This is a genomic window from Kitasatospora sp. NPDC052896 (assembly GCF_044547075.1).
GTDB lineage: Bacteria > Actinomycetota > Actinomycetes > Streptomycetales > Streptomycetaceae > Kitasatospora.
Map to the genome: position 1 here is coordinate 167,715 of NZ_JBITZU010000007.1, position 23,621 is coordinate 191,335.

The 23,621-nt window shown below is 71.3% G+C and carries 18 protein-coding genes; 3 read left to right on the plus strand and 15 right to left on the minus strand.

Annotation, left to right across the window (positions count from 1 at the left end):
* The first annotated feature begins 5 nt into the window (after positions 1-5).
* Positions 6-3,557 carry a DNA polymerase III subunit alpha gene (gene dnaE / locus ACIGXM_RS17120; protein WP_396561566.1) on the plus strand — a complete coding sequence of 1,184 codons (3,552 nt, stop codon included), beginning with the start codon at positions 6-8 and terminating at the stop codon, positions 3,555-3,557.
* Between the two features lie 148 nt (positions 3,558-3,705).
* Positions 3,706-4,302 (plus strand): hypothetical protein, encoded by a 597-nt coding sequence (locus tag ACIGXM_RS17125; protein ID WP_396561568.1) that lies wholly within the window; start codon positions 3,706-3,708, stop codon positions 4,300-4,302.
* A 55-nt stretch (positions 4,303-4,357) separates the two neighbouring features.
* Here the strand turns inward: ACIGXM_RS17125 and ACIGXM_RS17130 are convergent, their stop codons facing one another.
* The 7 genes from ACIGXM_RS17130 to ACIGXM_RS17160 form a co-directional block, all read right to left on the minus strand.
* The gene (locus ACIGXM_RS17130; RefSeq protein ID WP_396561570.1) at positions 4,358-4,939 is read right to left on the minus strand and encodes a dienelactone hydrolase family protein; all 582 of its coding nucleotides are present in this window, start codon (positions 4,937-4,939) and stop codon (positions 4,358-4,360) included.
* A 51-nt stretch (positions 4,940-4,990) separates the two neighbouring features.
* On the minus strand, positions 4,991-5,869 hold the full coding sequence (locus tag ACIGXM_RS17135) for an ABC transporter permease (protein WP_396561572.1): 879 nt from the start codon (positions 5,867-5,869) through the stop codon (positions 4,991-4,993).
* Positions 5,866-8,634, minus strand: coding sequence for an alpha/beta fold hydrolase (locus ACIGXM_RS17140; protein WP_396561574.1), 2,769 nt, complete (start codon positions 8,632-8,634; stop codon positions 5,866-5,868). The genes ACIGXM_RS17135 and ACIGXM_RS17140 overlap by 4 nt, the downstream gene beginning before the upstream one ends.
* Before the next feature lie 72 nt (positions 8,635-8,706).
* Positions 8,707-9,159 (minus strand): GNAT family N-acetyltransferase, encoded by a 453-nt coding sequence (locus tag ACIGXM_RS17145; RefSeq protein ID WP_396561576.1) that lies wholly within the window; start codon positions 9,157-9,159, stop codon positions 8,707-8,709.
* A complete protein-coding gene (locus tag ACIGXM_RS17150; protein WP_396561577.1) occupies positions 9,159-10,097 on the minus strand; it encodes an RluA family pseudouridine synthase in 939 nt (312 codons plus the stop codon). Before ACIGXM_RS17150 ends, ACIGXM_RS17145 begins: the two co-directional genes overlap by 1 nt.
* A gap of 23 nt (positions 10,098-10,120) precedes the next feature.
* Entirely contained in the window at positions 10,121-10,822 is a 702-nt protein-coding gene (gene lspA / locus ACIGXM_RS17155; RefSeq protein ID WP_396561579.1) for a signal peptidase II, read from the minus strand.
* 64 nt (positions 10,823-10,886) lie between these two features.
* Entirely contained in the window at positions 10,887-11,405 is a 519-nt protein-coding gene (locus tag ACIGXM_RS17160; protein ID WP_396561581.1) for a TraR/DksA family transcriptional regulator, read from the minus strand.
* Between the two features lie 598 nt (positions 11,406-12,003).
* Between ACIGXM_RS17160 and ileS the strand changes: the two genes are divergently transcribed.
* Complete coding sequence (ileS, locus tag ACIGXM_RS17165; RefSeq protein ID WP_396561584.1) at positions 12,004-15,132, plus strand: isoleucine--tRNA ligase; 3,129 nt, start codon at positions 12,004-12,006, stop codon at positions 15,130-15,132.
* 142 nt (positions 15,133-15,274) lie between these two features.
* Here ileS and ACIGXM_RS17170 read toward each other — a convergent pair whose 3' ends face one another.
* The 8 genes from ACIGXM_RS17170 to ftsW all read right to left on the minus strand — a co-directional run bounded on the left by ACIGXM_RS17170 (position 15,275) and on the right by ftsW (position 23,621).
* On the minus strand, positions 15,275-16,603 hold the full coding sequence (locus tag ACIGXM_RS17170; RefSeq protein WP_396561586.1) for a DivIVA domain-containing protein: 1,329 nt from the start codon (positions 16,601-16,603) through the stop codon (positions 15,275-15,277).
* Positions 16,604-16,652: 49 nt separating this feature from the next.
* Positions 16,653-16,943 (minus strand): YggT family protein, encoded by a 291-nt coding sequence (locus tag ACIGXM_RS17175; RefSeq protein ID WP_110665401.1) that lies wholly within the window; start codon positions 16,941-16,943, stop codon positions 16,653-16,655.
* 81 nt (positions 16,944-17,024) lie between these two features.
* Positions 17,025-17,627, minus strand: coding sequence for a cell division protein SepF (locus ACIGXM_RS17180; protein WP_396561587.1), 603 nt, complete (start codon positions 17,625-17,627; stop codon positions 17,025-17,027).
* A 257-nt stretch (positions 17,628-17,884) separates the two neighbouring features.
* Complete coding sequence (locus ACIGXM_RS17185; RefSeq protein WP_396561589.1) at positions 17,885-18,634, minus strand: YggS family pyridoxal phosphate-dependent enzyme; 750 nt, start codon at positions 18,632-18,634, stop codon at positions 17,885-17,887.
* A gap of 169 nt (positions 18,635-18,803) precedes the next feature.
* Complete coding sequence (gene ftsZ / locus ACIGXM_RS17190) at positions 18,804-20,018, minus strand: cell division protein FtsZ (protein ID WP_396561591.1); 1,215 nt, start codon at positions 20,016-20,018, stop codon at positions 18,804-18,806.
* 365 nt (positions 20,019-20,383) lie between these two features.
* A complete protein-coding gene (locus ACIGXM_RS17195; RefSeq protein ID WP_396561593.1) occupies positions 20,384-21,145 on the minus strand; it encodes a cell division protein FtsQ/DivIB in 762 nt (253 codons plus the stop codon).
* Positions 21,138-22,244, minus strand: coding sequence for an undecaprenyldiphospho-muramoylpentapeptide beta-N-acetylglucosaminyltransferase (murG, locus tag ACIGXM_RS17200; RefSeq protein ID WP_396561594.1), 1,107 nt, complete (start codon positions 22,242-22,244; stop codon positions 21,138-21,140). The genes ACIGXM_RS17195 and murG overlap by 8 nt, the downstream gene beginning before the upstream one ends.
* 6 nt (positions 22,245-22,250) lie before the next feature.
* Complete coding sequence (ftsW, locus tag ACIGXM_RS17205) at positions 22,251-23,621, minus strand: putative lipid II flippase FtsW (RefSeq protein ID WP_396561596.1); 1,371 nt, start codon at positions 23,619-23,621, stop codon at positions 22,251-22,253.

Here is a 23,621-nt window from a genome sequence, read left to right on the forward strand (position 1 = left end):
GCACCGTGGCTGACAGCTTCGTCCACCTGCATGTCCACACCGAGTACTCGATGCTCGACGGGGCAGCGAAGAACGGCAAGTTGATCGCGGAGGCCGAGCGGCAGGGCATGCCGGCCATCGCGATGAGCGACCACGGCAACATGTTCGGCGCCTACGAGTTCTTCCAGAAGGCCAAGGGCAGCTCGGTCAAGCCGATCATCGGCATCGAGGCGTACGTCGCCCCGGGCTCGCGGTTCGAGAAGAAGCCGGTCTTCTGGTCCCCCGGCGGCCAGCGCCCGGCCAGCGCGGACGGCGAGGGCGGCAAGGACGTCTCCGGTGGCGGCCGCTACACCCACATGACCATGTGGGCGGAGAACGCCACCGGCCTGCGCAACCTCTTCAAGCTCTCCTCGCTCGCGTCCATGGAGGGCTACTACATGAAGCCCCGGATGGACCGCGAGCTGATCGCCGCCAACGCCACCGGGATCATCGCCACCACCGGCTGTCCCTCGGGCGAGGTGCAGACCCGGTTGCGGCTCGGCCAGTACGACGAGGCGGTCAAGGCCGCCGCCGCCTACCAGGACATCTTCGGCAAGGAGAACTACTTCCTGGAGCTGATGGACCACGACCTGTCCATCGAGCGGGACGTCCGGGCCGGCCTGCTGCAGCTCGCCAAGCAGCTGAACATCCCGCTGCTGGCCACCAACGACTCGCACTACGTGACCGCCGACCAGGCGGACGCGCACGACAGCCTGCTCTGCGTCGGCGTGGGCAAGAACAAGGACGACCCGAACCGCTTCAAGTTCCAGGGCACCGGCTACTACATCAAGACGCCGGAGGAGATGCGCGCGCTCTTCGACGAGCTGCCGGAGGCCTGCTCCAACACGCTGGCCATCGGCGAGCGGATCCAGCCGTACGACGAGGTCTTCGAGTACGTCGACCGGATGCCGCAGTTCGACGTCCCCGCGGGCGAGACCCAGGCCTCCTACCTGCGCAAGAAGATCGAGGCCGGCCTCGAGCACCGCTACGGCGACAACCCGAGCCAGGAGGTGCTGGACCGGATCGAGCTGGAGATGGGCGTCATCACCCCGATGGGGTTCGACGCCTACTTCCTCGTGGTCGCCGACATCTGCCAGTACGGCCGGGACAACGGCATCCCGGTCGGTCCGGGTCGTGGTTCGGCGGCGGGCTCGATGGTCGCCTACCTCACCGGGATCACCCAGCTGGACCCGCTGGAGCACGATCTGCTGTTCGAGCGGTTCCTCAACCCCGAGCGCATCAACCCCCCGGACGTCGACATCGACTTCGACGACCGCCAGCGCGACCAGATGGTGCGCTACGTCACCGAGAAGTACGGCGCCGCCTACACCGCCCAGGTGAACACGTTCGGCACCATCAAGGCCAAGGCCGCCGTCAAGGACGCCAACCGCATCCTCGGCTACCCCTTCTCGATGGGCGACCGGATCACCAAGGCGATGCCGCCGGACGTGATGGGCAAGGGCGTCCCGCTCTCCGACCTGTTCAACGAGTCTCACCCCCGCTACAACGAGGGCACCGAGATCCGGAACATGTACGCCAACGAGCCGGACGTCAAGAAGATCATCGACACCGGCATGGGCATCGAGGGCCTGATCCGCGGCACCGGCGTGCACGCCGCCGCCGTCATCCTCTCCTCGACCCCGCTGCTCGACCTGATCCCGCTGCACATGCGGGACAAGGACGGCGTGATCATCACCGGCTTCGACTACCCGTCGTGCGAAGCCATGGGCCTGATCAAGATGGACTTCCTGGGTCTGCGGAACCTGGGCATCATCGACCACGCCATCAAGATCATCAAGGCCAACCGGGGCGTCGACGTCGACATCGAGAAGATCCCGATCGACGACCCGACCACGTACGAGATGCTGGCCCGCGGCGACACCCTGGGCGTGTTCCAGCTCGATGGCGGCCCGATGCGCGCCCTGCTGCGACTGATGAAGCCCACCGAGTTCGCCGACATCTCCGCCGTCTCGGCGCTGTACCGCCCCGGCCCGATGGGCATGAACTCGCACACCAACTACGCGCTGCGCAAGAACGCCCAGCAGGAGATCATCCCGATCCACCCGGAGCTGGAGGAACCGCTCAAGGAGGTCCTCGGCCCCACCTACGGTCTGATCGTCTACCAGGAGCAGGTGCAGCGAGCCGCCCAGGTGCTGGCCGGCTACTCGCTCGGACAGGCAGACCTGCTCCGCCGCGCGATGGGCAAGAAGAAGAAGGAGGTCCTGGAGAAGGAGTTCGTCCCCTTCCACGCGGGCTGCAAGGAGCGCGGCTACTCGGACGAGGCGATCCAGGCGGTGTGGGACGTGCTGGTCCCGTTCGCCGGATACGCGTTCAACAAATCGCACTCCGCCGCGTACGGGCTGGTCTCCTACCAGACCGCCTACCTCAAGGCGAACTACCCGGCCGAGTACATGGCCGCCCTGCTCACCTCGGTCGCCGACGACAAGGACAAGATGGCCGTCTACCTGGCCGAGTGCCGGAAGATGAACATCAAGATCCTCTCGCCCGACGTCAACGAGTCGGTGGTCGACTTCACCGCCGTCGGCTCCGACGTGCGGTTCGGCCTGAAGGCCGTGCGCAACGTCGGCGTCCCGGTGATCGAGTCGCTGATCAAGACCCGCAAGGAGAAGGGCAAGTACACCTCCTTCGCGGACTTCCTGGACAAGGTCGAGCTGGTCGCGTGCAACAAGCGGACCGTCGACTCGCTGATCAAGGCGGGCGCGTTCGACTCGCTCGGGCACACCCGGCTGTCGCTGACCACCGTGCACGAGACCGCGATCGACGCGGTGACCGGGGTCAAGAAGCAGCAGGCGATCGGCCAGGACGACCTGTTCGGCGCACTGGACACCGGTGCCGACACCCCGACCATCGGACTCGACTTCGAGCTCACCGACCGGGAGTGGCCGCGCAAGCAACTGCTCAGCCTGGAACGGGAGATGCTCGGTCTGTACGTCTCCAGCCACCCGCTGGACGGCGCCGAGCACATCCTCTCCCGCAACCGCGACACCTCGATCGCCGAGCTGATGGGCTCCGGCCGCACCGAGGGCGAGGTCCGGCTCTCCGGGCTGATCACGGGCGTGGACCGGCGGATCAACAAGGCCGGCAACGCCTGGGCGATCATCACCCTGGCCGACCGTGACGGCTCGGTCGAGGTGCTGTTCTTCCCGGCCACCTACAACCTGATGGCCGACCAGATGGTCGAGGACAACGTGGTCTCGGTGCGCGGCCGGCTCAACGAGCGGGACGGCGCCCTCAGCATCTTCGGTGCGGAGATCACCACCCTGGACATCTCCTCCGCCGAGCACGGCGGCAAGCCGCCGATCCAGATCAGCGCGCCCGCCACGAAGATCAACCCGGACCTGATCCGCGAGCTGAAGCGCTCGCTGCGGGCCCACCCCGGGGACGTCCCGGTGCGGCTGCTGACGACCAGTCGGCAGAAGGACGTGCTCTACGAGCTGGGCTTCCTGGTCAACCCGGACAACGGGGCCTTCGCCTCCGAGGTGAAGATGCTGCTGGGCCCGTCCGCCTGGAGCGCCTGAGCCGGCTTCAAGACCGGCGCGGGGGGCCTGATCTGCGGTTCGGGCCCCCCGCGTCGCTGCCGACGGGCGGTCCGCACGCTACTCTCGGCCGGCGCGACCCCGCAGTCGGGTCGCCTTCGCTCGGACCGTCCAAGGGGGACAACCCGCCATGAGTCACGCCCAGCCCGTGGGAGCCTTCCCGCCACCCCCGGCCTCCGCCGCACCGCGGACCGCAGCACTGCCCGGGCTGGCCGTGCTGATGATCGTCGACCTGCTGCTGGAACTCGCCGTCCTGGCGCACGACCTGGCCGAGGAGGGCGCGGCCTACCTGCCGACCGCCCTGGGATTCAGCTACCAGCACAACACCGCCGCGCCGATCAACTTCTACGGGGGCGACACGGTGACCTGCGTCACCCTGGCCGTCCTGATCGTCGCTGCCTTCGGCGGGCGCGGGTGGGTCCGCACCGGCGGCAGCGTGCTGCTGCTGACCAACGCGTACGGTGTGCTCTCCGGGCTGGTCCTCCAGCTGACCGGGACGGCCGAGGCGCGGAGCGCCTTCGCCGCGCCGGTGGTGCCGAACCTGCTGCTGAACCTGGACGAGCTGGCGCAGCTGGCACTCGGCCTGGTCTTCGCGCTGGTGGTGCTGGCCACCCGGCAGAGTGCCCCGCGCACCGCGGTCTTCGGCGCGCGGCCCGTGCCCCCGGCCGGCTCCCCGGTCGCCCCGCCGGCTCCGGTTCCCGGCGCCCACGACCCCGCCCGGTCCTGACCCGCGCGCGGACGGCCCGGTGGGAGCGCACCCCGGGCGGGCCGTCCGCCGCCGCTCAGCCGTCCAGCTCCGCCAGGAAGTCCAGCGCCACCAGCCAGGTCCGCTCGGCCGCCTGCTCGTCGTAGTCCGGCAGCTCGGGGTCGGTGAACAGGTGCCCGGCTCCCCGGTAGCGGTGCACCTCGACGTCCGCGCCCGCCCGCCGCATCCGCAGGTACCAGGCGTTCAGCCAGTCCTCGGACTCGAACGGGTCCGGCTCGGCCACGTGCAGCTGGACCGGCAGCGAGGTGGCGGCGTCGTCCCGGATGTCCGAGGTGCCGTGCAACAGCAGCAGGCCCCTGGCCTGCTCGTCGGCCAGCGCCAGGTTCTGGGCCACCGAGGCGCCGAACGAGAAGCCCGCGTAGACCAGCCCGGTTCCCGCGGTGAGCAGCGGCGCGACCGCGCCGACCGCCCGGCGCAACAGCTCGTCCTTGCCCACCTCGTCGGTGTGGGCCATGCCCTCCTCGACCGTGTCGAAGAGCTTGCCGTCGAACAGGTCGGGGACCGTCACCTGGTGGCCGGCCGCCCGCAGCCGCTCGGCGGCGGCGTGCACCGCGGGGCGCAGCCCGTAGACGGAGTGGAAGAGGACGAGCTGGGCCACGGGATCTCCAGGGAGTGAGCGGGTGCGAACCCCTCCATGATCCCCCAGCGGTCAGGAGACCACGTCCTTGCGGGCGAAGGCGCGGAACGCCAGCGCCAGCAGGACCAGCGCGTAGGAGACCGAGAGCGAGACCCCCTGCAGCATGCCGCCCCACTCCAGCTGCGGTTGCAGCGCGTCCGCCCAGGAGTACTGCCAGTGCGCCGGCAGCCACTCGCGCAGCCCGCCGAGCGCGGTGATGGCGTCCAGCACCCCGGTGATGATCGACAGGAAGACCGCGCCGCCGACCGCGCCGAGCGGCGCGTCGGTCACCGTGGACAGGTAGAACGCCAGCGCGCCCACCACCAGCTCGTTGAGCACCACGAAGCCGACCGCGATCGCCAGCCGGGGCAGCGCCTCGGCGGCCGGCAGGCTGTCCCCGGTGGGCAGCCGCAGGTCACCCCAGCCGTACGCGGCCGTGCCGACCCCGAGCCCGACCAGCGGCAGCAGCACGATCGCCACCGTGGAGAGGAACAGCCCGACCGCGAGCTTGCGGGCCAGCAGCCGGGCCCGTGGCACCGGCGCCGCCAGCAGGTAGCGCAGTGAGGACCAGCTCGCCTCGGCCGCCACGGTGTCCCCGCAGAACAGCGCGACCGGGATCAGCAGCAGGAACCCGGTGCCCATGAAGAGCAGGGTGGCCGCGAAGTTCGGCCCGGAGGCGGTGGCCAGGTCCACGAAGGTGGTCTGGCCCGGCCGGCTGGGCGTCCCGCCGATCTGGAACGCCGCCAGCACGATGAACGGCAGTGCGACCAGCACGGCGAAGATCACCAGGGTGCGCCGGCGGCGCAGCTGGCGCAGCGCCTCGACGCGCAGCGGCAGGGTGTGCCCGGGCCGGTAGCCCGGGGCCCGGTCGGCGGCGACGGGCGTCGGGGTGACCGTGGGGACGGCACTCACGCGGAACCTCCGATCAGGGAGAGGAAGGCGTCCTCCAGGCGTCGGTGCGGACCGGCCCGCTCGACCGGGACGTCCAGCCGGACGAGTTCGGCGAGCAGCGCGCTGGCGGTCAGGCCGTCCAGCCGGATCAGCAGTCCGGAGCCGGCCACCTCGGCGCCGGCCACCCCGGCCAGCTCGGCCACCCGCTCGGCGGCGGCGGCCAGCTCGTCCGGCCCGTACCGGGCCGGGGTGCCGACCAGCAGCAGCTCGCCGGCCCCGACGATCTCCTCGACGGCGCCCGCGCTGACCAGCCGACCGCGGTCCATCACCACCAGGTGGGTGCAGCTCTGTTCGACCTCGGCGAGCAGGTGGCTGGAGACGATCACGGTCCGGCCGCCGGCGGCGTAGCGGATCAGCACCTCGCGCATCTCGCGGATCTGCGGCGGGTCCAGCCCGTTGGTCGGCTCGTCCAGGATCAGCAGGTCGGGCAGGCCGAGCATGGCCTGGGCGATGGCGAGGCGCTGCCGCATGCCCTGCGAGTAGGTGCGCACGGCCCGTTCCAGCGCCTCGCCGAGGCCGGCGATGGCCAGCGCCTCGTCCAGGTGCGCGTCCGCCGCCGGGCGGCCGGTGGCCCGCCAGTACGACTCCAGGTTGGCCCGCCCGCTGAGGTGCGGCAGGAACCCGGCGCCCTCCACGAAGGCGCCGACCCGGGAGAGCACGGGAGCGCCGGGCCGCACCGGGTGGCCGAAGATCCTCATCTCCCCGGCGTCCGGGCGGATCAGGCCCATCAGCATCCGCAGCGTGGTGGTCTTGCCGGCGCCGTTCGGGCCGAGCAGGCCGAGCACCTGACCCGGCTCGACCCGGAAGCCCAGGTCACGCACGGCGTACCGGTCGCTGGAGCCCTTGTAGCGCTTGCTCAGGCCGGTGATCACCAGCGGTACCCCGGCCAGCGCCGGATCCGCCGCCGGGGTCCGGCCGCGCCGACGGATCAGCAGCAGCCCGGCCGCGACCGCCAGCGCGAGCAGCGGCAGCACCCAGGTGCGGGCCGGCAGCGGCGCGGCTTCGGTGTGCAGCTGGGTCACGGTCGGCACGGTGACCGGGCCCGCCAGGGCGACCTGGTAGGTGGCGGCCTCGGTGGGCGAGGCGTAGGCCAGGTCGGTGCTGGCCAGCACCAGCCGCAGCCGGTGCCCGGCGGCGAACGCGTGGTCGACCGCGGGCAGCGCGATCGTGACGGTCCTCCCGCCGGGAGCGTCGGCGCCGGTCACCCGCAGCGGGGCGGCCAGTTGCTGGGGCAGGGTCTGCTTGCCGTCCGGCCCGACGTCGTAGAGCTTGGCGAAGAGCACCGCGTCCGGCCGGTCGGCCTGCACCTGGATCGAGACGGTCGGGCTGCCGTCCAGCTGGAGCGCGGAGGTCAGCGGCGCCGAGTCGAAGGACGCGTACTGGCCGGGGAAGTCGATCGAGAGCCCGGCGCCGAGCGAGGCGGCCTGGGAGAGCGCGCCGAGCCCGGGGACGGTGGAGATCGCGGGCGGCGCTCCGCCGGGCGGGTTGGCGATGCTCTGCCGGCCGCCGGTCAGCGGCACGGTCCGCGAGCCGGTGCCGCCCAGGCCGGGGTAGCGGTCGACGTCGGCGCCGCGCAGCACGGCCTGGAACCCGGTGGAGTCCACGCCACCGGTGCGGGTGACCCGGAAGGCCGGGCCGGTGTCGGTGTTCTGGTGCTTGAGGTAGCGGTCGAACCAGGCGGTGACCCGGGCGTCCACCCGGGCGTCGTTCTCGGTGCCGGCGTCGTGGCCGCCGTCGAACCAGTCGACGTCCACCGGCGCGCCGTTGGCGGCGATCGCCCTGGCCATCTCGTCACCCTGGTCGAGCGGGAAGAGCGAGTCCTCCTGGCCCTGCACCACCAGGGTGGGCACCTTGATCCGGTCCGCCACCGAGGACGGGCTGGACTGCTCCAGCAGCGCCACCGCGGCCGGGTCGGCGTGCCCGGCGGCGGCCACCCGGTCGTACATCGCGCAGAGCTCGGCGGTGAAGCGCCCGCAGCCGGTCTGGCCGGCCGCGGCGGCGGGCGGGGTCTGCGGTCCACCGGTCCCGCCGCTCAGGTTGCCGGCCGAGCCGGTGGTGAAGAAGATCCCGGCCCAGAGCTTCTTGAAGACCCCGTCCGCGGGCGAGCCGCCCTGCACGCCCTGCGGGAAGAGCGCCTGTGCCAGGTTCCACCAGGTGACCTCCGGCGCGATCGCGTCGATCCGCGGGTCGTAGGCGGCGGCCAGCAGCGCGATCGCACCGCCGTACGAGGCGCCGGTGATGCCGACCCGGGGGTCGCCGGGTGCGTCCAGCTGCACCTCGGGCTGCTGGGCCAGCCAGTCCACCAGGTGCTTGACGTCCTGCACCTCGCGGTCGGGCGAGTCCAGGCCGATCTGCCCGGTGGAGCGGCCGAAGCCGCGCGCCGACCAGGTCAGCACGGCGAAGCCGGACCGGGCCAGCTGGCGGGCCTGCGGGGCCTCGTCCGTCTTGCTGCCGCCGAAGCCGTGCGCCAGCAGGACGGCCGGCCGCGGACTGCTGCCGGTGTAGAAGAACGCGGTGTCGATGGAGACCTGCTGGGCGCTGCCGGGGGTCTCCGGCATCCGCAGCATCTGGTCCCGCTCGTGGACCGGCTGCTCGGCGCCGAACGCGACCGTCCCGGCCGTGCCGAGGCCGACCAGCAGCACCAACGCCGCCACGCCGGCCACCACTCGCCGGGTCGCCGGTCCGCCGCGCCCGCGCCACCGCCGCCATGGGCCACCGAGGTTCATGGTCGGCGATCCTATCCGCGTCCGATGAGGACCCCTCGGACCCCACCGGGGTCCGAGCTGTGGGCCCGGTGCTCAGAGCACCTTGGTCATGGTCCGGTGCGGTATCCCGGCGTCGTCGTAGACCGGGCCCTCGGCGGTGTAGCCGAGCCGCTGGTAGAAGCCGAGCGCCTGCACCTGGGCGTGCAGCTCGCACTCCCGGGCCCCCAGCTCCTGCCCGGCCCGCTCGATCGCGCCGACCAGGGCCACCCCGAGGCCGGTGCCGCGGGCCGCCTTGACCACGGCGAGCCGGCCGAGCAGCACCCGACCCTCGACACCGGTGAGCGCCAGCGCCTGCTCGCCGCTGATCAGCCGCGCGGTGCCGAGCGGCACGCCGTCCGGGCCGGTGGCCAGCAGGTGCAGCGAGGTGGCGTCGAGCTCGTCGTACTCCAGCTCGACCGGCACGCTCTGCTCGACGACGAAGACCTCCTGGCGGACCCGGCGCGCCAGCGCCAGGTCGTCCGGCGTGGCCGCGACCCGGATCTCCATCAGCTCTCCGCCGAGATGATGTCCAGCGCGTGCTGCAGGTCGGCCGGGTAGGGGCTGTCGAACTGCACCCACTCGCCGTCGGCCGGGTGCTCGAAGCCGAGCGAGACGGCGTGCAGCCACTGCCGGGTCAGCCCGAGCCGCTTGGCCAGCGTGGGGTCGGCGCCGTAGGTGAGGTCGCCGACGCAGGGGTGGCGCAGCGCCGACATGTGCACCCGGATCTGGTGGGTGCGGCCGGTCTCCAGCTTGATGTCCAGCAGCGAGGCGGCCCGGTAGGCCTCGATCAGGTCGTAGTGGGTGACCGAGGGCTTGCCGTCCCGGGTGACCGCCCACTTCCAGTCCGAGCTCGGGTGCCGGCCGATCGGCGCGTCCACCGTGCCGCTCATCGGGTCGGGGTGGCCCTGCACCAGGGTGTGGTACTTCTTCGCGGTCACCCGGTCGTGGAACTGCCGCTTCAGGTCGGTGTACGCACGTTCGGACTTGGCCACCACCATCAGGCCGGAGGTGCCGACGTCCAGCCGGTGCACGATGCCCTGGCGCTCAGCGGCGCCGGAGGTGGAGATCCGGTAGCCGGCCGCGGCCAGGTGGCCGATCACGGTCGGGCCGGTCCAGCCGGGGCTGGGGTGGGCGGCGACCCCGACCGGCTTGTCGACGAGCACGATGTCGTCGTCGTCGTGGACGATCCGCATGCCGTCGACGTGCTGCGGGACGACCTGGACCGGGGCCTCCGGCGCGGGCATCTCGACCTCCAGCCAGGAGCCGGCCATCACCCGGTCGGACTTGCCCGCCTGGGAGCCGTCGATCCGGACCTTGCCCTGGGCGGCCAGCTCGGCGGCCTTCGTGCGGGAGAAGCCGAACATGCGGGCGAGGGCGGCGTCGAGACGCTCGCCCTCGAGGCCGTCCGGTACGGGAAGCGTGCGGATCTGCGCTGCGGTACTCACCCGTACGAGTATGCCGTAACCCGTCAGTCGCCCTTGGCCGCCGGCTGGTGGGTGGAGCCGTCGGGGTTGCTGCCGCGGAACGAGAGCAGCACCACCAGGATCCCGCCGCTGACGATGCACGAGTCGGCGAGGTTGAAGACCGCGAAGTGCTGGACCGAGATGAAGTCCACCACGTGGCCGCGGAACACCCCCGGTGCCCGGAACAGCCGGTCGGTGAGGTTGCCGAAGGCACCGCCCAGCAGCAGGCCCAGCGCGATCGCCCAGGGCAGGCTGTAGAGCCGGCGGGAGATCCGCCAGATCACCACGATGACGGCGGCGGCGATCAGGGTGAAGACCACGGTCATGGTCTGGCCCATCCCGAAGGCGGCCCCGGGGTTGCGGATCACCTGCAGGGTGACCACGTCGCCCGCGATCCGGATCGGGACGCGGTGCTCCAGGTGGGCCACCACCAGCAGCTTGCTGATCAGGTCGATCAGGTAGGCGAACAGTGCCACCGAGAAGAGCACTCCGAGCCGGCGGCGACGCACGGCCGCCCGGTCACCGGCCGCGGTGGCCCCGGTCGGCCCGGGCTGCGCCGGGGCCGCCTCCACCGACTCGGGCTTGGCTTCCGCCGCTGCGTCCTCGGGCGGGACGGACCCGTCCTGGGTCTGGGGGGAACCTGGCGTAGTGATGATCCGCTCCGCTGCCGAAAGGGGGCCGACATTACGGAGTCGAGCGTACGGCACGTGGCGCGCCCGGCCACCCGGCCCCGTGCCGTCGCCCCCCTTGGACCTTCGACCGGACCCGCCGTCAGCGGCGTTCCTGCTTCGCCTTGCAGGAGATGCAGAGCGTCGCCCGCGGGAACGCCTGCAGCCGGGCCTTGCCGACCGCCTGTCCGCAGGACTCGCAGACGCCGAAGCCGACCCCCTCCAACCGGGCGAGTGCCCGCTCGGTCTGGCTCAGCATGTCGCGCGCGTTGTTGGCCAGCGCGAGTTCGCTCTCCCGGTTGATGTTCTTGGTGCCGGCGTCGACCTGGTCGTCGCCCGCGCCGTCGTTGGAGTCCCGCATCAGGCCGGTGAGCGCCGCCTCGGCCGCGTCGATCTCGTCCCGCAGCCGCTCCAGCTCGCTGTTCAGCTCCGCGTGCAGCTCCGCGACCTCGGCGGTGGTCCACGGCTCCTCACCCGGCCGGACCGGCAGCTCGGCGGGGTCGACCGCCTCCGCGCCACCGGGGTTCGCAGCTCTGGCCCCGCTCCCGGCCGGAGTGTGGTTACGGCTGGGAGCCGCGCCGCGCCCGGTGGTGGTGCTGGTCTTCCGCCGTGTCGTGGTCACGGAACCCTCCCCTGAGTCGCCTGCCACGGCCTTCCGGGTCCGCCTGGTGGCGGTACCCGCGCCCGTTGCCTTCTCAGCCATGGCTTCGACCCCATCTACGAATGACTCCGGCCGACGGTTCCCGTCGGCCTCTGGTGCCGGAACGATAATCCTGATCGAATCCGGTCACAACGGGACATACCGTTCCCTCACAGTGATCCCACCCGGCCAGCCGCGCCGGACGGCTCGTGCCCGGGCATTGACAAAGTTGTGCCCAGATCGTCACCGCTTAACCGCCCCCGGGACCGGGCGGGCGCTGGCCAAAACGGCTTGCCAGGACCGATAGACTGGGCCGGCAAGGCGCAGATGGGACGAGTACCGACGTGTGCGGCCAGGAGCGACCCGGGGATGGTGCGAGCCCGGGGGCGAGCGCGGCGGGAAGATCACCCGGAGCCGCCGGAAGAACAGCCCCGCGGGGCCCAGTAGAACCGGCCGCAACCCCCAAGGAGTGGGCCGTCAGCGGGATCGACGGCCAAGGAGGGTGGTACCGCGGGACGGCATGCCGTCTCGTCCCTCCGTCGGAGCCAACCCACGCATCCGCCGGAGGTAGACACCGCCGATGAGCACCTACAACCCCGTCCCCGCCCAGGTGGACCTCCCCGCCCTCGAACACCAGATCCTCAGCTTCTGGCGCGACCAGAAGGTCTTCCAGCGCACCCTGGAGCAGTCCGCCGGCCGCCCCGAGTGGGTCTTCTACGAGGGTCCGCCGACCGCCAACGGCATGCCCGGCGCCCACCACATCGAGGCCCGGGTCTTCAAGGACGTCTTCCCGCGCTACCGGACCATGAAGGGCTACCACGTGGCCCGCAAGGCCGGCTGGGACTGCCACGGCCTCCCGGTCGAGCTGGCCGTCGAGAAGGAGCTGGGCTTCTCCGGCAAGCCGGACATCGAGAAGTACGGCATCGCCGAGTTCAACGCCAAGTGCCGCGAGTCGGTCACCCGGCACACGGACGAGTTCACCAAGCTCACCGAGCGGATGGGCTACTGGGTCGACCTCGACGAGGCCTACCGGACCATGGACCCCTCGTACATCCAGTCGGTCTGGTGGTCGCTCAAGCAGATCTTCGACAAGGGCCTGCTGGTCCAGGACCACCGGGTCGCCCCCTGGTGCCCGCGCTGCGGCACCGGCCTCTCCGACCACGAGCTGGCCCAGGGCTACGAGACGGTCGTCGACCCCTCGGTCTTCGTCCGCTTCCCGCTGACCAGCGGCCCGCTGGCCGGCCGGGCCGCGCTGCTGGTGTGGACCACCACCCCGTGGACGCTGGTCTCCAACACCGCCGCCGCCGTGCACCCCGAGGTCCGCTACGTGGTGGCCACCGACGGCACCGAGCAGCTGGTGGTCGCCGAGCCGCTGCTCGGCAAGGCGCTGGGCGAGGGTTGGGAGGCCACCGGCGAGTCCTTCACCGGTGCCGAGATGGAGCGCTGGACCTACCGGCGCCCGTTCGAGCTGGTGGAGCTGGAGGGCGCGCACTTCGTGCTCAACGCCGACTACGTCACCACCGAGGACGGCACCGGCATCGTCCACCAGGCGCCCGCCTTCGGCGCCGACGACCTCGCGACCTGCCGCAAGTACGGCCTGCCGGTGGTCAACCCGGTGGAGGCCGACGGCACCTTCGCGGCGGACGTCCCGCTGGTCGGCGGGGTCTTCTTCAAGAAGGCCGACGAGCAACTGGTCGCCGACCTCAAGGAGCGCGGCCTGCTCTTCCGCCACCTGCCGTACGAGCACAGCTACCCGCACTGCTGGCGCTGCCACACCGCGCTGCTCTACTACGCGCAGCCGTCCTGGTACATCCGGACCACCGCCGTCAAGGACGCGATGATCCGTGAGAACGAGGCCACCAACTGGTTCCCGGAGACGGTCAAGCACGGCCGTTTCGGCGACTGGCTGAACAACAACATCGACTGGGCGCTCTCCCGCAACCGCTACTGGGGCACCCCGCTGCCAATCTGGCGCTGCGAGGAGGGCCACCTGACCTGCGTCGGCTCGCTGGCCGAGCTGGGCGAGCTGACCGGCAGCGACCAGAGCGGGCTCGACCCGCACCGCCCGTTCATCGACGAGGTCACCTTCGCCTGCCGCGAGTGCTCCGGCACCGCCACCCGGGTGCCCGAGGTGATCGACGCCTGGTACGACTCGGGCTCGATGCCGTTCGCCCAGTACGGCTACCCGTACCAGAACAAGGAACTGTTCGAGAGCCGCTACCCGGCCCAGTTCATCTCCGAGGCGATCGACCAGACCCGCGGCTGGTTCTACACGCTGATGGCGGTCGGCACCCTGGTGTTCGACAGGTCGTCCTACCAGAACGTGGTCTGCCTGGGCCACATCCTGGCCGAGGACGGCCGCAAGATGTCCAAGCACCTGGGCAACATCCTGCAGCCGATCCCGCTGATGGACCAGCACGGCGCCGACGCGGTGCGCTGGTTCATGGCGGCCGGCGGTTCGCCCTGGTCGGCCCGCCGGGTCGGCCACGGCACGATCCAGGAGGTGGTCCGCAAGACGCTGCTCACCTACTGGAACACCGTCGCCTTCCAGGCCCTGTACGCCCGGACCGCCGGCTGGGCGCCGAGCGCCGGGGACCCGGCGCCGGCCGACCGCCCGCAGCTCGACCGCTGGGTGCTCTCCGAGCTGAACACCCTGGTCAAGGAGGTCGACGCGGCGCTGGAGGGGTACGACACCCAGCGTGCCGGCAAGCTGCTCTCCGGCTTCGTCGACGACCTCTCCAACTGGTACGTGCGCCGCGGCCGCCGCCGCTTCTGGCAGGGCGACGCCGCCGCGCTCGCCACCCTGCACGAGGCGCTGGAGACGGTCACCCGGCTGATGGCCCCGCTCACCCCGTTCATCACCGAGCGGGTCTGGCAGGACCTGGTGGTCCCGGTGGCCCCGGACGCGCCGGCCTCGGTGCACCTGGCCTCCTGGCCGGTGGCCGACGAGGCGCTGGTCGACACCGACCTCTCCCGACACATGGCGCTGGTCCGCCGTCTGGTCGAGCTGGGCCGGGCGACCCGTGCCGAGTCCGGGGTGAAGACCCGTCAGCCGCTCTCCCGTGCGCTGATCGCGGCCCAGGGCTGGGAGGAGCTGCCCGCCGACCTGCGCGCGCAGATCGCCGAGGAGCTCAACGTCTCCACCCTGGAGTCGCTGGCCGCCGTCGGCGGTTCGCTCGTCGACACCACCGCCAAGGCCAACTTCCGCGCCCTCGGCAAGCGCTTCGGCAAGGGCGTCCAGGAGGTGGCCAAGGCGGTCGCCGCCGCCGACGCCGCCGTGCTCGCCGCCGAACTGCGCGCCACCGGTGCCACCTCGGTGCAGCTGGACGGCGAGACCGTCGCGCTCTCCCCGGACGAGGTGATCATCACCGAGACCCCGCGCGAGGGCTGGGCGGTGGCCAACGAGTCCGGCGCCACGGTCGCCCTCGACCTGGCCATCACCCCGGAGCTCAAGCGCCTCGGCATCGCCCGCGACGCGATCCGGCAGATCCAGGAGGCCCGGAAGAACTCCGGCCTGGACGTCGCCGACCGCATCGTGCTGCGCTGGCTGGCCACCGTCCCGGAGACCACCGACGCCATCACCGAGCACGGCCCGCTGGTCGCCGACGAGGTCCTCGCCACCGACTTCGCCACCGGCCCGGCCGACTGGCAGTCGGAGACCTTCACCGACGAGGGCCTCGGCCTGACCTTCCAGCTCCGCAAGGCGTAGTCGGACGGCGAACGGCGCTGCCGCCCCACCTCTCCAGGTGGCGGCAGCGCCGTTCGCCGTTCCCGTACCCTCCACCCGGCCAGCACACGGAAGCGCCCCCACCGTCATGCGGTGGGGGCGCTTCCGTGCGGAAGGCGGCCGACTAGTTGTCGCCGTCCTCGTCGATCAGGAAACCGCGCATCGGGGCCGGGGCCTGCTGCATCGGCTGCATGGGCTGCGGCGGCTGCGGGCGGACCGCGGCCATCGGCTGGGTCATCCCGGCCGGGGCCATCTGCGGAGCGCCGTTGCCCGAGGGCTGACCACCGAACGAGGGCTGGCCGTTGCCGCCACCGAACGACTGTCCGCCGCCGAAGGACTGGTTGCCGCCGAACGAGGGCTGGTTGCCGCCGAAGGACGGGCTGCTCATCCCGGAGCCACTGGCCGGCGCCATCGACGACGCGGCCGGCGGCAGCGAGGCGGTGGCGGGGATCCGCGGCGGGGCGAGCGAGTCGTCGGCCTGCGACTCCAGCTGGCGCAGCTGGGTCTCCAGGTAGGACTTGAGCCGGGTGCGGTACTCACGCTCGAAGGCCCGCAGGTCCTCGACCTTGCGCTCCAGCGTGGCGCGGGCGGACTCCAGGGAGCCCATCGCGACCCGGTGCTTCTCCTGCGCGTCCCGCTCCAGGGCGTCGGCCTTGGCACGGGCGTCGCGCTCCAGACCCTCGGCGCGGCTGCGCGCCTCGCCGACGATCTTGTTGGCCTCGGACCGGGCCTCGGAGATCGCCTGGTCGGCGGTCTGCTGCGCGAGCGCCAGCACCCGGGCGGCGCTGTCGCCACCGGGGCCCTGCTGCTGCATCGGGTTGCCGCCGAGCGGGCCGCCCATCGGCTGCTGCATCGGACCGCCCATCGGGGCGAGCTGCTGCTGACCACCCATGGTCTGACCCATCGGCTGCTGCATCGGGCCACCCATCGGGCCACCCATCGGCTGCAGCATCTGGCCGCCCATCGGCTGCACCAGCTGCTGCTGGCCACCCATGGTGCCCATCTGCTGCTGGGGCACACCCTGCATCGGGCCACCCTGACCGGGGACGCCCTGCATCGGACCGCCCTGGCCGGCCGGGAGCTGCGGAGCACCGGACGGCAGGCCCAGCGGCTGACCGCCCATCTGCTGCTGCGGGCCGCCCATCTGCTGCTGCGGCTGCTGCTGCGGACCGCCCTGCTGGCCGGGGACCGGCGGGCCGGATATGGCAGCGGGGACCGGAGCACCCGGACGCGAGTCCTGCGGCGGCTCCTTGCGCATGTTCGCCTGGTTCTGCGCGGCGGCCCGGGTCGCCGCGGCCAGCTTGGCGCGCAGGTCCTCGTTCTCGCGGAGCAGTCGGGTCAGTTCGGCTTCGACCTCGTCGAGGAAGGCATCGACCTCGTCCTCGTCATAGCCTTCGCGCAGGCGGACGGTCGTGAACTGCTTGTTCCGAACGTCCTCGGGGGTCAACGGCATCTCTTCACCTCAACGTGATCGTCGGCACACTGGCATCCTGCCGCATCGCTCACCACGGCAGACGCTGCACGAGCGAGATCAGGACATACACAATGATCATCAGTACGAAGAAGGACAGGTCGAGCGCCACGCCCCCGAGACGCAACGGCGGAATGAACCGCCGAAGAAGCTTGAGTGGCGGATCCGTGACAGTGTACGTGGCCTCCAGGACCACGACCATGGCCTTCCCGGGACGCCACGAACGGGCGAACTGGAAGACCCAGTCCATGACCAGGCGGAACAGCAGAATGACCAGGAAGACGGTCAGTGCGTAGTAGAGCACTGCCCCCACGATCCCCATCGGGTATCCCTCTCCCAGTTCAATCCGGTGCCGCTCGATCACTCACTGTCCATCAGACCCACACATGACGTCGTGGCCGGGTCAGCTCTGGTTGAAGAACCCACCCTCGGCGATCCGCGCCTTGTCCTCCGCCGTGACATCGACGTTAGCAGGCGACAGCAGGAACACCTTCTGCGTCACGCGCTCAATGCTGCCGTGGAGACCGAAGACGAGTCCAGCCGCGAAGTCTACGAGCCGCTTCGCGTCGGTGTCGTCCATCTCGGTCAGATTCATGATCACCGGGGTGCCCGAACGGAACTGTTCCCCGATGGTACGGGCCTCGTTGTAGGTCCGCGGGTGCAGCGTGGTGATGCGGTAGGGCTCCCGCTCGTTGACGACCTTGGGCATGATCACCGGTGCGCTCTTCTCCAGACTCTGACGACGTTCGGGTGTGATGGACGACACGGGCGCCATCCGCGGCGACTCCTGCCGGATCGGCACGGCGGCCGGCACCGGCTGGGGCGCGATCGTCGCGACCTGCGCCGGGGGCGCGGCCGCGGGTCGCGGGATGTCCTCGGTGCGCCCGGTTCGGATCGGCTCGGGGTCCGCGTCGTAGTCGTCGTCCGGGTCGTAACCCTGGCCGTCGTACGTCTCGTCCTCCACGAGGCCGAGGTAGACCGCCATCTTGCGCATTGCGCCGGCCATGCTCCTGTCCTCCGCTCTGTGGTGGATCGGCCCGTCACCGGCCGGACCCCGCCGGACCGTTACCCATTCGAGTACGGTGGTTCCGACGGGACCGCGGTCCGCTCACAGACTGTCAGACCACGGCCACTGAGCGCCGAGATTCCGTCAGTCCGTGCGCGTGGCCGCGGACATACGATCCACAATTGGTTGGCATCCTCAGGACGAATCATTGATTTGTCCCGATTTGTCCTGCAGTCTGATCTACTTACCCGGTGACGTTACCCGAGCGGTGACCGCACTCCGAGCACCGCCGTACCGATGCGTACATGTGTCGCTCCGGCGGCAACCGCCTGCTCAAGGTCCCCGCTCATCCCAGCGGACACCATCGTGGCAGCAGGATGGGCCGCGCGTACGGCGGTTGCGATTTCCGTCAGCCTCGCGAACGCGGCGGCGGGGTCGCCGGCCAGCGGTCCGGCCAGCGGAGCGACCGTCATCACACCGTCCAGGCGCAGACCCGGGGCGTCGGCGACGGCGTCGGCGAGGGCGAGCACGTCGGCGGGGGCGACCCCGGCCCGGCCCTCCCCCGCGCCGGCCTCCTTGTCCAGCGCGACCTGGACCAGGCAGCCCAGTTCGGGACGCTCGGCCCGCAGCACGGCCGCTGACAGCGCCTCGACCAGCCGCAGCCGGTCCACCGAGTGCACCTCGTCGGCGTATCCGACCACCGAGCGCACCTTGTTGGTCTGCAACTGTCCGACGAAGTGCCAGGTCAGCGGCAGGTCGGCGCAGGCGGCGGCCTTGGCGGCGGCGTCCTGGTCGCGGTTCTCGGCCACCTCCCGGACCCCGAGCGAGGCCAGCAGCCGGGTGTCCGAGGCCGGGTAGGTCTTGGTCACCACGATCAGGGTCACCTCGGACCGCGGGCGCCCGGCCGCCGCGCAGGCCGCGTCGATCCGCCGCTCCACGGCGTCCAGGCCGGCGCGCAGTTGCGCGAGCCGTTCGCCCGGGAACTCCTGCTCCTGCTGGTTCGTCATCTGCTGTGATCCCTCGTCGATCCGCCGCGCCACGGCGCCCCGGCGTCCGGTCCCGGCGCGCTCACGCCAAGGTGCCCGCCGCGCGGCACCGGTGGTGTCGCGCGGCGGGCACCTTGGCCCCGCCAAAAATACTTCTTATTACTGTCGCCGCTACTCAGCGGCCGACCCGCTACTTCAAGAAGTCGGGAACGTCCAGCTCCTCGGCCGGGCTCTCCACGTACAGCGGCCGGGTGGGCTGCACCTGCGGCGGCACCGGCGGGACCGACGGCTCGGCCTTCGGGCGCTCCGGCGCGGCGGCGGGCTCCTCCGAACGGTTCGTCACCGATCCGATCCCGCCGTACGGTCGGGTGGCCGGGCGCTCCGGCGCCGCCGGGGCGGACGAGCCGGCGCTCGACGGGGTGGACTTCACCACCGGGTCGCGGACGATGGCCGGCGGCTGGCCGCCGTCGAAGCCGGCGGCGATCACGGTGACCCGGACCTCGTCGCCGAGCGCGTCGTCGATGACCGCGCCGAAGATGATGTTGGCCTCGGGGTGGGCCGCCTCGCTGACCAGCTGGGCCGACTCGTTGATCTCGAAGAGGCCGAGGTCGGAACCGCCGGAGATGGAGAGCAGCACGCCACGGGCGCCGTCGATCGAGGCCTCCAGCAGCGGCGAGGAGATCGCCATCACGGCCGCCGCCTTGGCGCGGTCCTCGCCGCGGGCCGAACCGATCCCCATCAGGGCCGAACCGGCGTCCGACATGACGGACTTCACGTCGGCGAAGTCGAGGTTGATCAGACCCGGCGTGGTGATCAGGTCGGTGATGCCCTGGACACCGGAGAGCAGCACCTGGTCGGCGGAGCGGAACGCGTCCAGCACGCTGACCTGGCGGTCGGAGATGGAGAGCAGCCGGTCGTTCGGGATGACGATGAGGGTGTCGACCTCCTCGCGCAGCCCGGCGATGCCGTCCTCGGCCTGGTTCGCGCGGCGGCGACCCTCGAAGGTGAAGGGGCGGGTGACCACGCCGATGGTGAGGGCGCCCAGCGAGCGGGCGATGTTGGCGACCACGGGCGCGCCACCGGTGCCGGTGCCGCCGCCCTCGCCGGCCGTCACGAAGACCATGTCGGCCCCCTTGAGGACCTCCTCGATCTCCTCGCGGTGGTCCTCGGCGGCCTTCCGGCCGACCTCGGGGTTGGCACCGGCGCCGAGGCCCCGGGTGAGTTCGCGGCCGACGTCCAGCTTGACGTCCGCGTCGCTCATCAGCAGGGCCTGCGCATCGGTGTTGATCGCGATGAACTCGACACCCTTGAGACCGACCTCGATCATCCGGTTGATGGCGTTGACACCGCCGCCGCCGATCCCGACGACCTTGATGACTGCGAGGTAGTTCTGCGGTGCTGCCACGTCGAAGGCCTCTCGCCTCGAATTTCCGGGTCGGCTCCTGGGTCGCGGACGCCGACGGATGTCGATGGGTGGGGAGCCCGGTTCCTGACTGAATGTCCGAAATGGAGACCGCCGACCCGAACCCTAAACTTGACGTTGAGGGTTCATGCTGCGCCTGCGTCAGATCACTGCGCTGCACAGCCTGGTGACACAGGACACTAAGTCGCGGCGGGCCCGTGTTCAACGAACACGCCGAGCTTCCCTTTTTTCTTTTGAGCCTATGTGATCATCGAGCGCCGACAGGAACCGGGGTGACCACAAGGATCGGGAGTCACCGACGGTTGGTCAATGGTCCCCCCAGAGAGGAGAACCTACCCGATTGCGGGCTACCCCGAGATCGCCGGGGCGTCGGGGGCGCTCACGTCGTAGCTGGTGGCCTTGTGGGTCAGCAGTGCGAGCAGCACCTTGGCCTTGCGGTCGGTCCGCTCCGGACTCCCCCAACGGACGGTGGCCCCGCCGCTCAGGTGCAACTCGATGTCATCGTACGAACGAACCTGCAACGAACCCGCCTGCGCGGCCACTGAGGGCGGCAGGCCGGCGGCCACCTGGACCGCGGCGCGGACCAGATCGGCGGGCGGGAAGGCCGACAGGGCGTTCTGCCCGGCCGGGCTGAGCTGGAGTTCGACGACCGGAACGCCGGGCGGCGGAGTCGGCCCGGTGGCGAAACTCACCCCATCCGCATCCATTTGAGTGAACTTTCCGTCATCACCCTTGACAGCGGCGACCGCTTGGCGCTCCACCACCTTCACCTGAAGGGTGTGCGGCCAGCCACGCCAGACCTCCGCCGAGGCCACCCGGGGCAGCGCCTGGACGCGGTGCTTCACCGCGTCCAGGTCCACCTGGGCCAGCGGGCCGTGCTGGAGCGGCCCGATCGCCGTCCGCACCTGGTCCGCCGTCAGCTGGTCGTCCCGCAGCCCCTGGACCGCCACCGAACGGACGTCCAGTACCGAGGAGAAGAAGACCACCCAGACGACCGACCCGAGCAGGACCGCGCCCAGTGCGGTGAGGACCACGATCCCCCGGCGGGAGAGGCGGAGCCGAGGGAGCCGCTGCTCCTCGTCGTCCGCCCTCCGCCGGTCGTCAACCACGACGACGGCCGCCCCGAGCGGCGTCGATCGCCTCGTAGACCATCCCGACCAGCAGGTCGTCGGCGTCCCGACGGCCGAACTCGGCGGCCGCCCGGCTCATGTCCCAGAGCCGCTGCGGGTCGGTGAGCACCGGCAACACGTTGCCAAGCACCCAGTCCGGGGTGAGCTCGGCGTCGTCCACCAACAACCCGCCACCGGCCTTGACCATCGGCTGGGCGTTCAGGCGCTGCTCGCCGTTGCCGATCGGCAGCGGCACGAAGGCGGCGGGCAGGCCGACCGCGGCCAGCTCGGCCACCGTCATGGCGCCGGCCCGGCAGAGCATCAGGTCGGCCGCCGCGTAGGCGAGGTCCATCCGGTCGACGTACGGCAGCGCGCGGTACGGCGGCATGCCGGGGATGTCGTCGATCCGCGGCAGCTCGTTCTTCGGGCCGACCGCGTGCAGGATCTGCACGCCGTACTGCTGCAACCGCGGCGCGATGGCCTGGACGGTCTCGTTCAGTCGCCGGGCGCCCTGCGAGCCGCCGGAGACCAACAGGGTGGGCAGCCGCTGGTCCAGGCCGAAGTAGGCCCGGGCCTCCGGACGCACCGCGTTCCGGTCCAGGGTGGCGATGGTGCGGCGCAGCGGGATGCCGATGTACCGCGAGTCGCGCAGCTTGCTGTCCGGGGTGGAGACCGCGACGAAGTCGCTGTACCGGGCGCCGATCTTGTTGGCCAGGCCCGGACGGGCGTTCGCCTCGTGCACCACGATCGGCACGCCCGCGCGCTTGGCCGCCAGGTAGGCGGGCATGGCGACGTAGCCGCCGAAGCCGACCACGACGTCCGCCTTGACCCGCTCGATGATGTCCTGGGCGGCCCGCACGGTGCCGCGCAGCCGGCCCGGCACGGTGATCAGCTCGGGCGTGGGCTTGCGTGGCAGCGGCACGGCCGGGATCAGCTCCAGCTGGTAGCCGCGCTCCGGCACCAGCCGGGTCTCCAGGCCGCGCTCGGTGCCGAGCGCGGTGATGCCGATGCTGGGGTCGTGCCTGCGCAGCGCGTCGGCGAGCGCCATTGCGGGCTCGATGTGTCCGGCGGTACCCCCGCCGGCGAGTACGACATGCACCGAAATTCACCGCTCCCTGCGCGGCGGCCGGGCGGCCGGGCGCGCTGTGGTTCGTCGTCGTGGCAGCACCCGGCGCAGACCTGTCCTGAACCGGGACTTCGAGCTCCGGGCGGCCAGGGCCGCCTTCGCCCCCGGCATGCTGCGTGCGAAGCAGAGCAGCATGCCCAGGGCACACATGGCCGACAGCATGGCGGACCCCCCGTAGGAGAACAGCGGGAGGGGGACGCCCGCGATGGGCAGCAGTCCCAGCGCCGACCCCAGGTTGATCACGGCCTGGGCCATGATCCACGTGGTGGCGGCTCCCGCGGCGTACCTGACGAAGGTGTCCTTCGTGCCGATGGCCACACGGATACCCGCATACCCTAGTGCCGCGAAGAGACCGATGACCGACAGCGTCCCCACCAGACCCAGTTCCTCGCCGGTGGCGGCGAAGATGAAGTCGGTGTGCGCCTCGGGCAGCTGGCCCCACTTCTCGTAGCCCGCGCCCAGCCCGGTCCCGAAGATCCCGCCCAGCCCGAAGGCGTAGAGGCCGTGCAGGGCCTGGAAGCAGTCGGGCCCGGGCACCTGCTTGGTGATCCCGATGCAGGCCAGCCGGTCGAGCCGGTGCGGCACGGTGATGATCAGTGCGGTGCAGGCCACCACGGCGATGCCCAGGGTGGCGACGAACAGCCGCAGCGGTGCGCCGACCATCCAGAGCAGTGCGAAGACCATGGCGACCAGGATCATCGAGGTCCCCATGTCACCGCCGAGCATGATCAGCAGGAGCAGCAGCAGGGCGCCCGGCACCAGCGGGACCAGCAGGTGCTTCCACTGGGTCAGGGTGCCGGCCTTCTGCTTGCGGGCCAGCAGGTCGGCCCCCCAGAGCACCAGCGCGAGCTTGGCGAACTCCGAGGGCTGGAGCTGGAAGAAACCGAAGTTCAGCCAGTTCTGGTTGCCGTTGATCCGCATCCCGACGCCCGGGATGGCCACCAGCACCAGCGCGCCGATCGCGCCCAGCAGCACCGGGTACGCCAGCACCCGGTGCACCGCCGGCGGCACCCGGGCCGCCGCCACCAGCAGCACGCTGCCCAGCAGCACCGCCACCAGCTGCTTGCGGAAGTAGTACAGACCGGGCAGACCCTGGTGGATGGCGGTGATGTTGGACGCCGAGAAGACCATGATCAGACCGAGCACCAGCAGCAGCGCCGACGCCCCGAGGATCAGGTAGTACGGCGTGAGCGGCCGGGCCAGTGTGTAGCGCAGCCGGTCGCGCAGCGCGCGCAGCTGGCCGGTCAGGCCCTCGGTCTTGAAGGTCGTGGTGGTCGCCGAGATGAAGTTCAGCCGGGAGGGGCCGCGCTCCGGCGGTGCGGTCGTCTCCGCCCTGCTCTGACCCGCCAC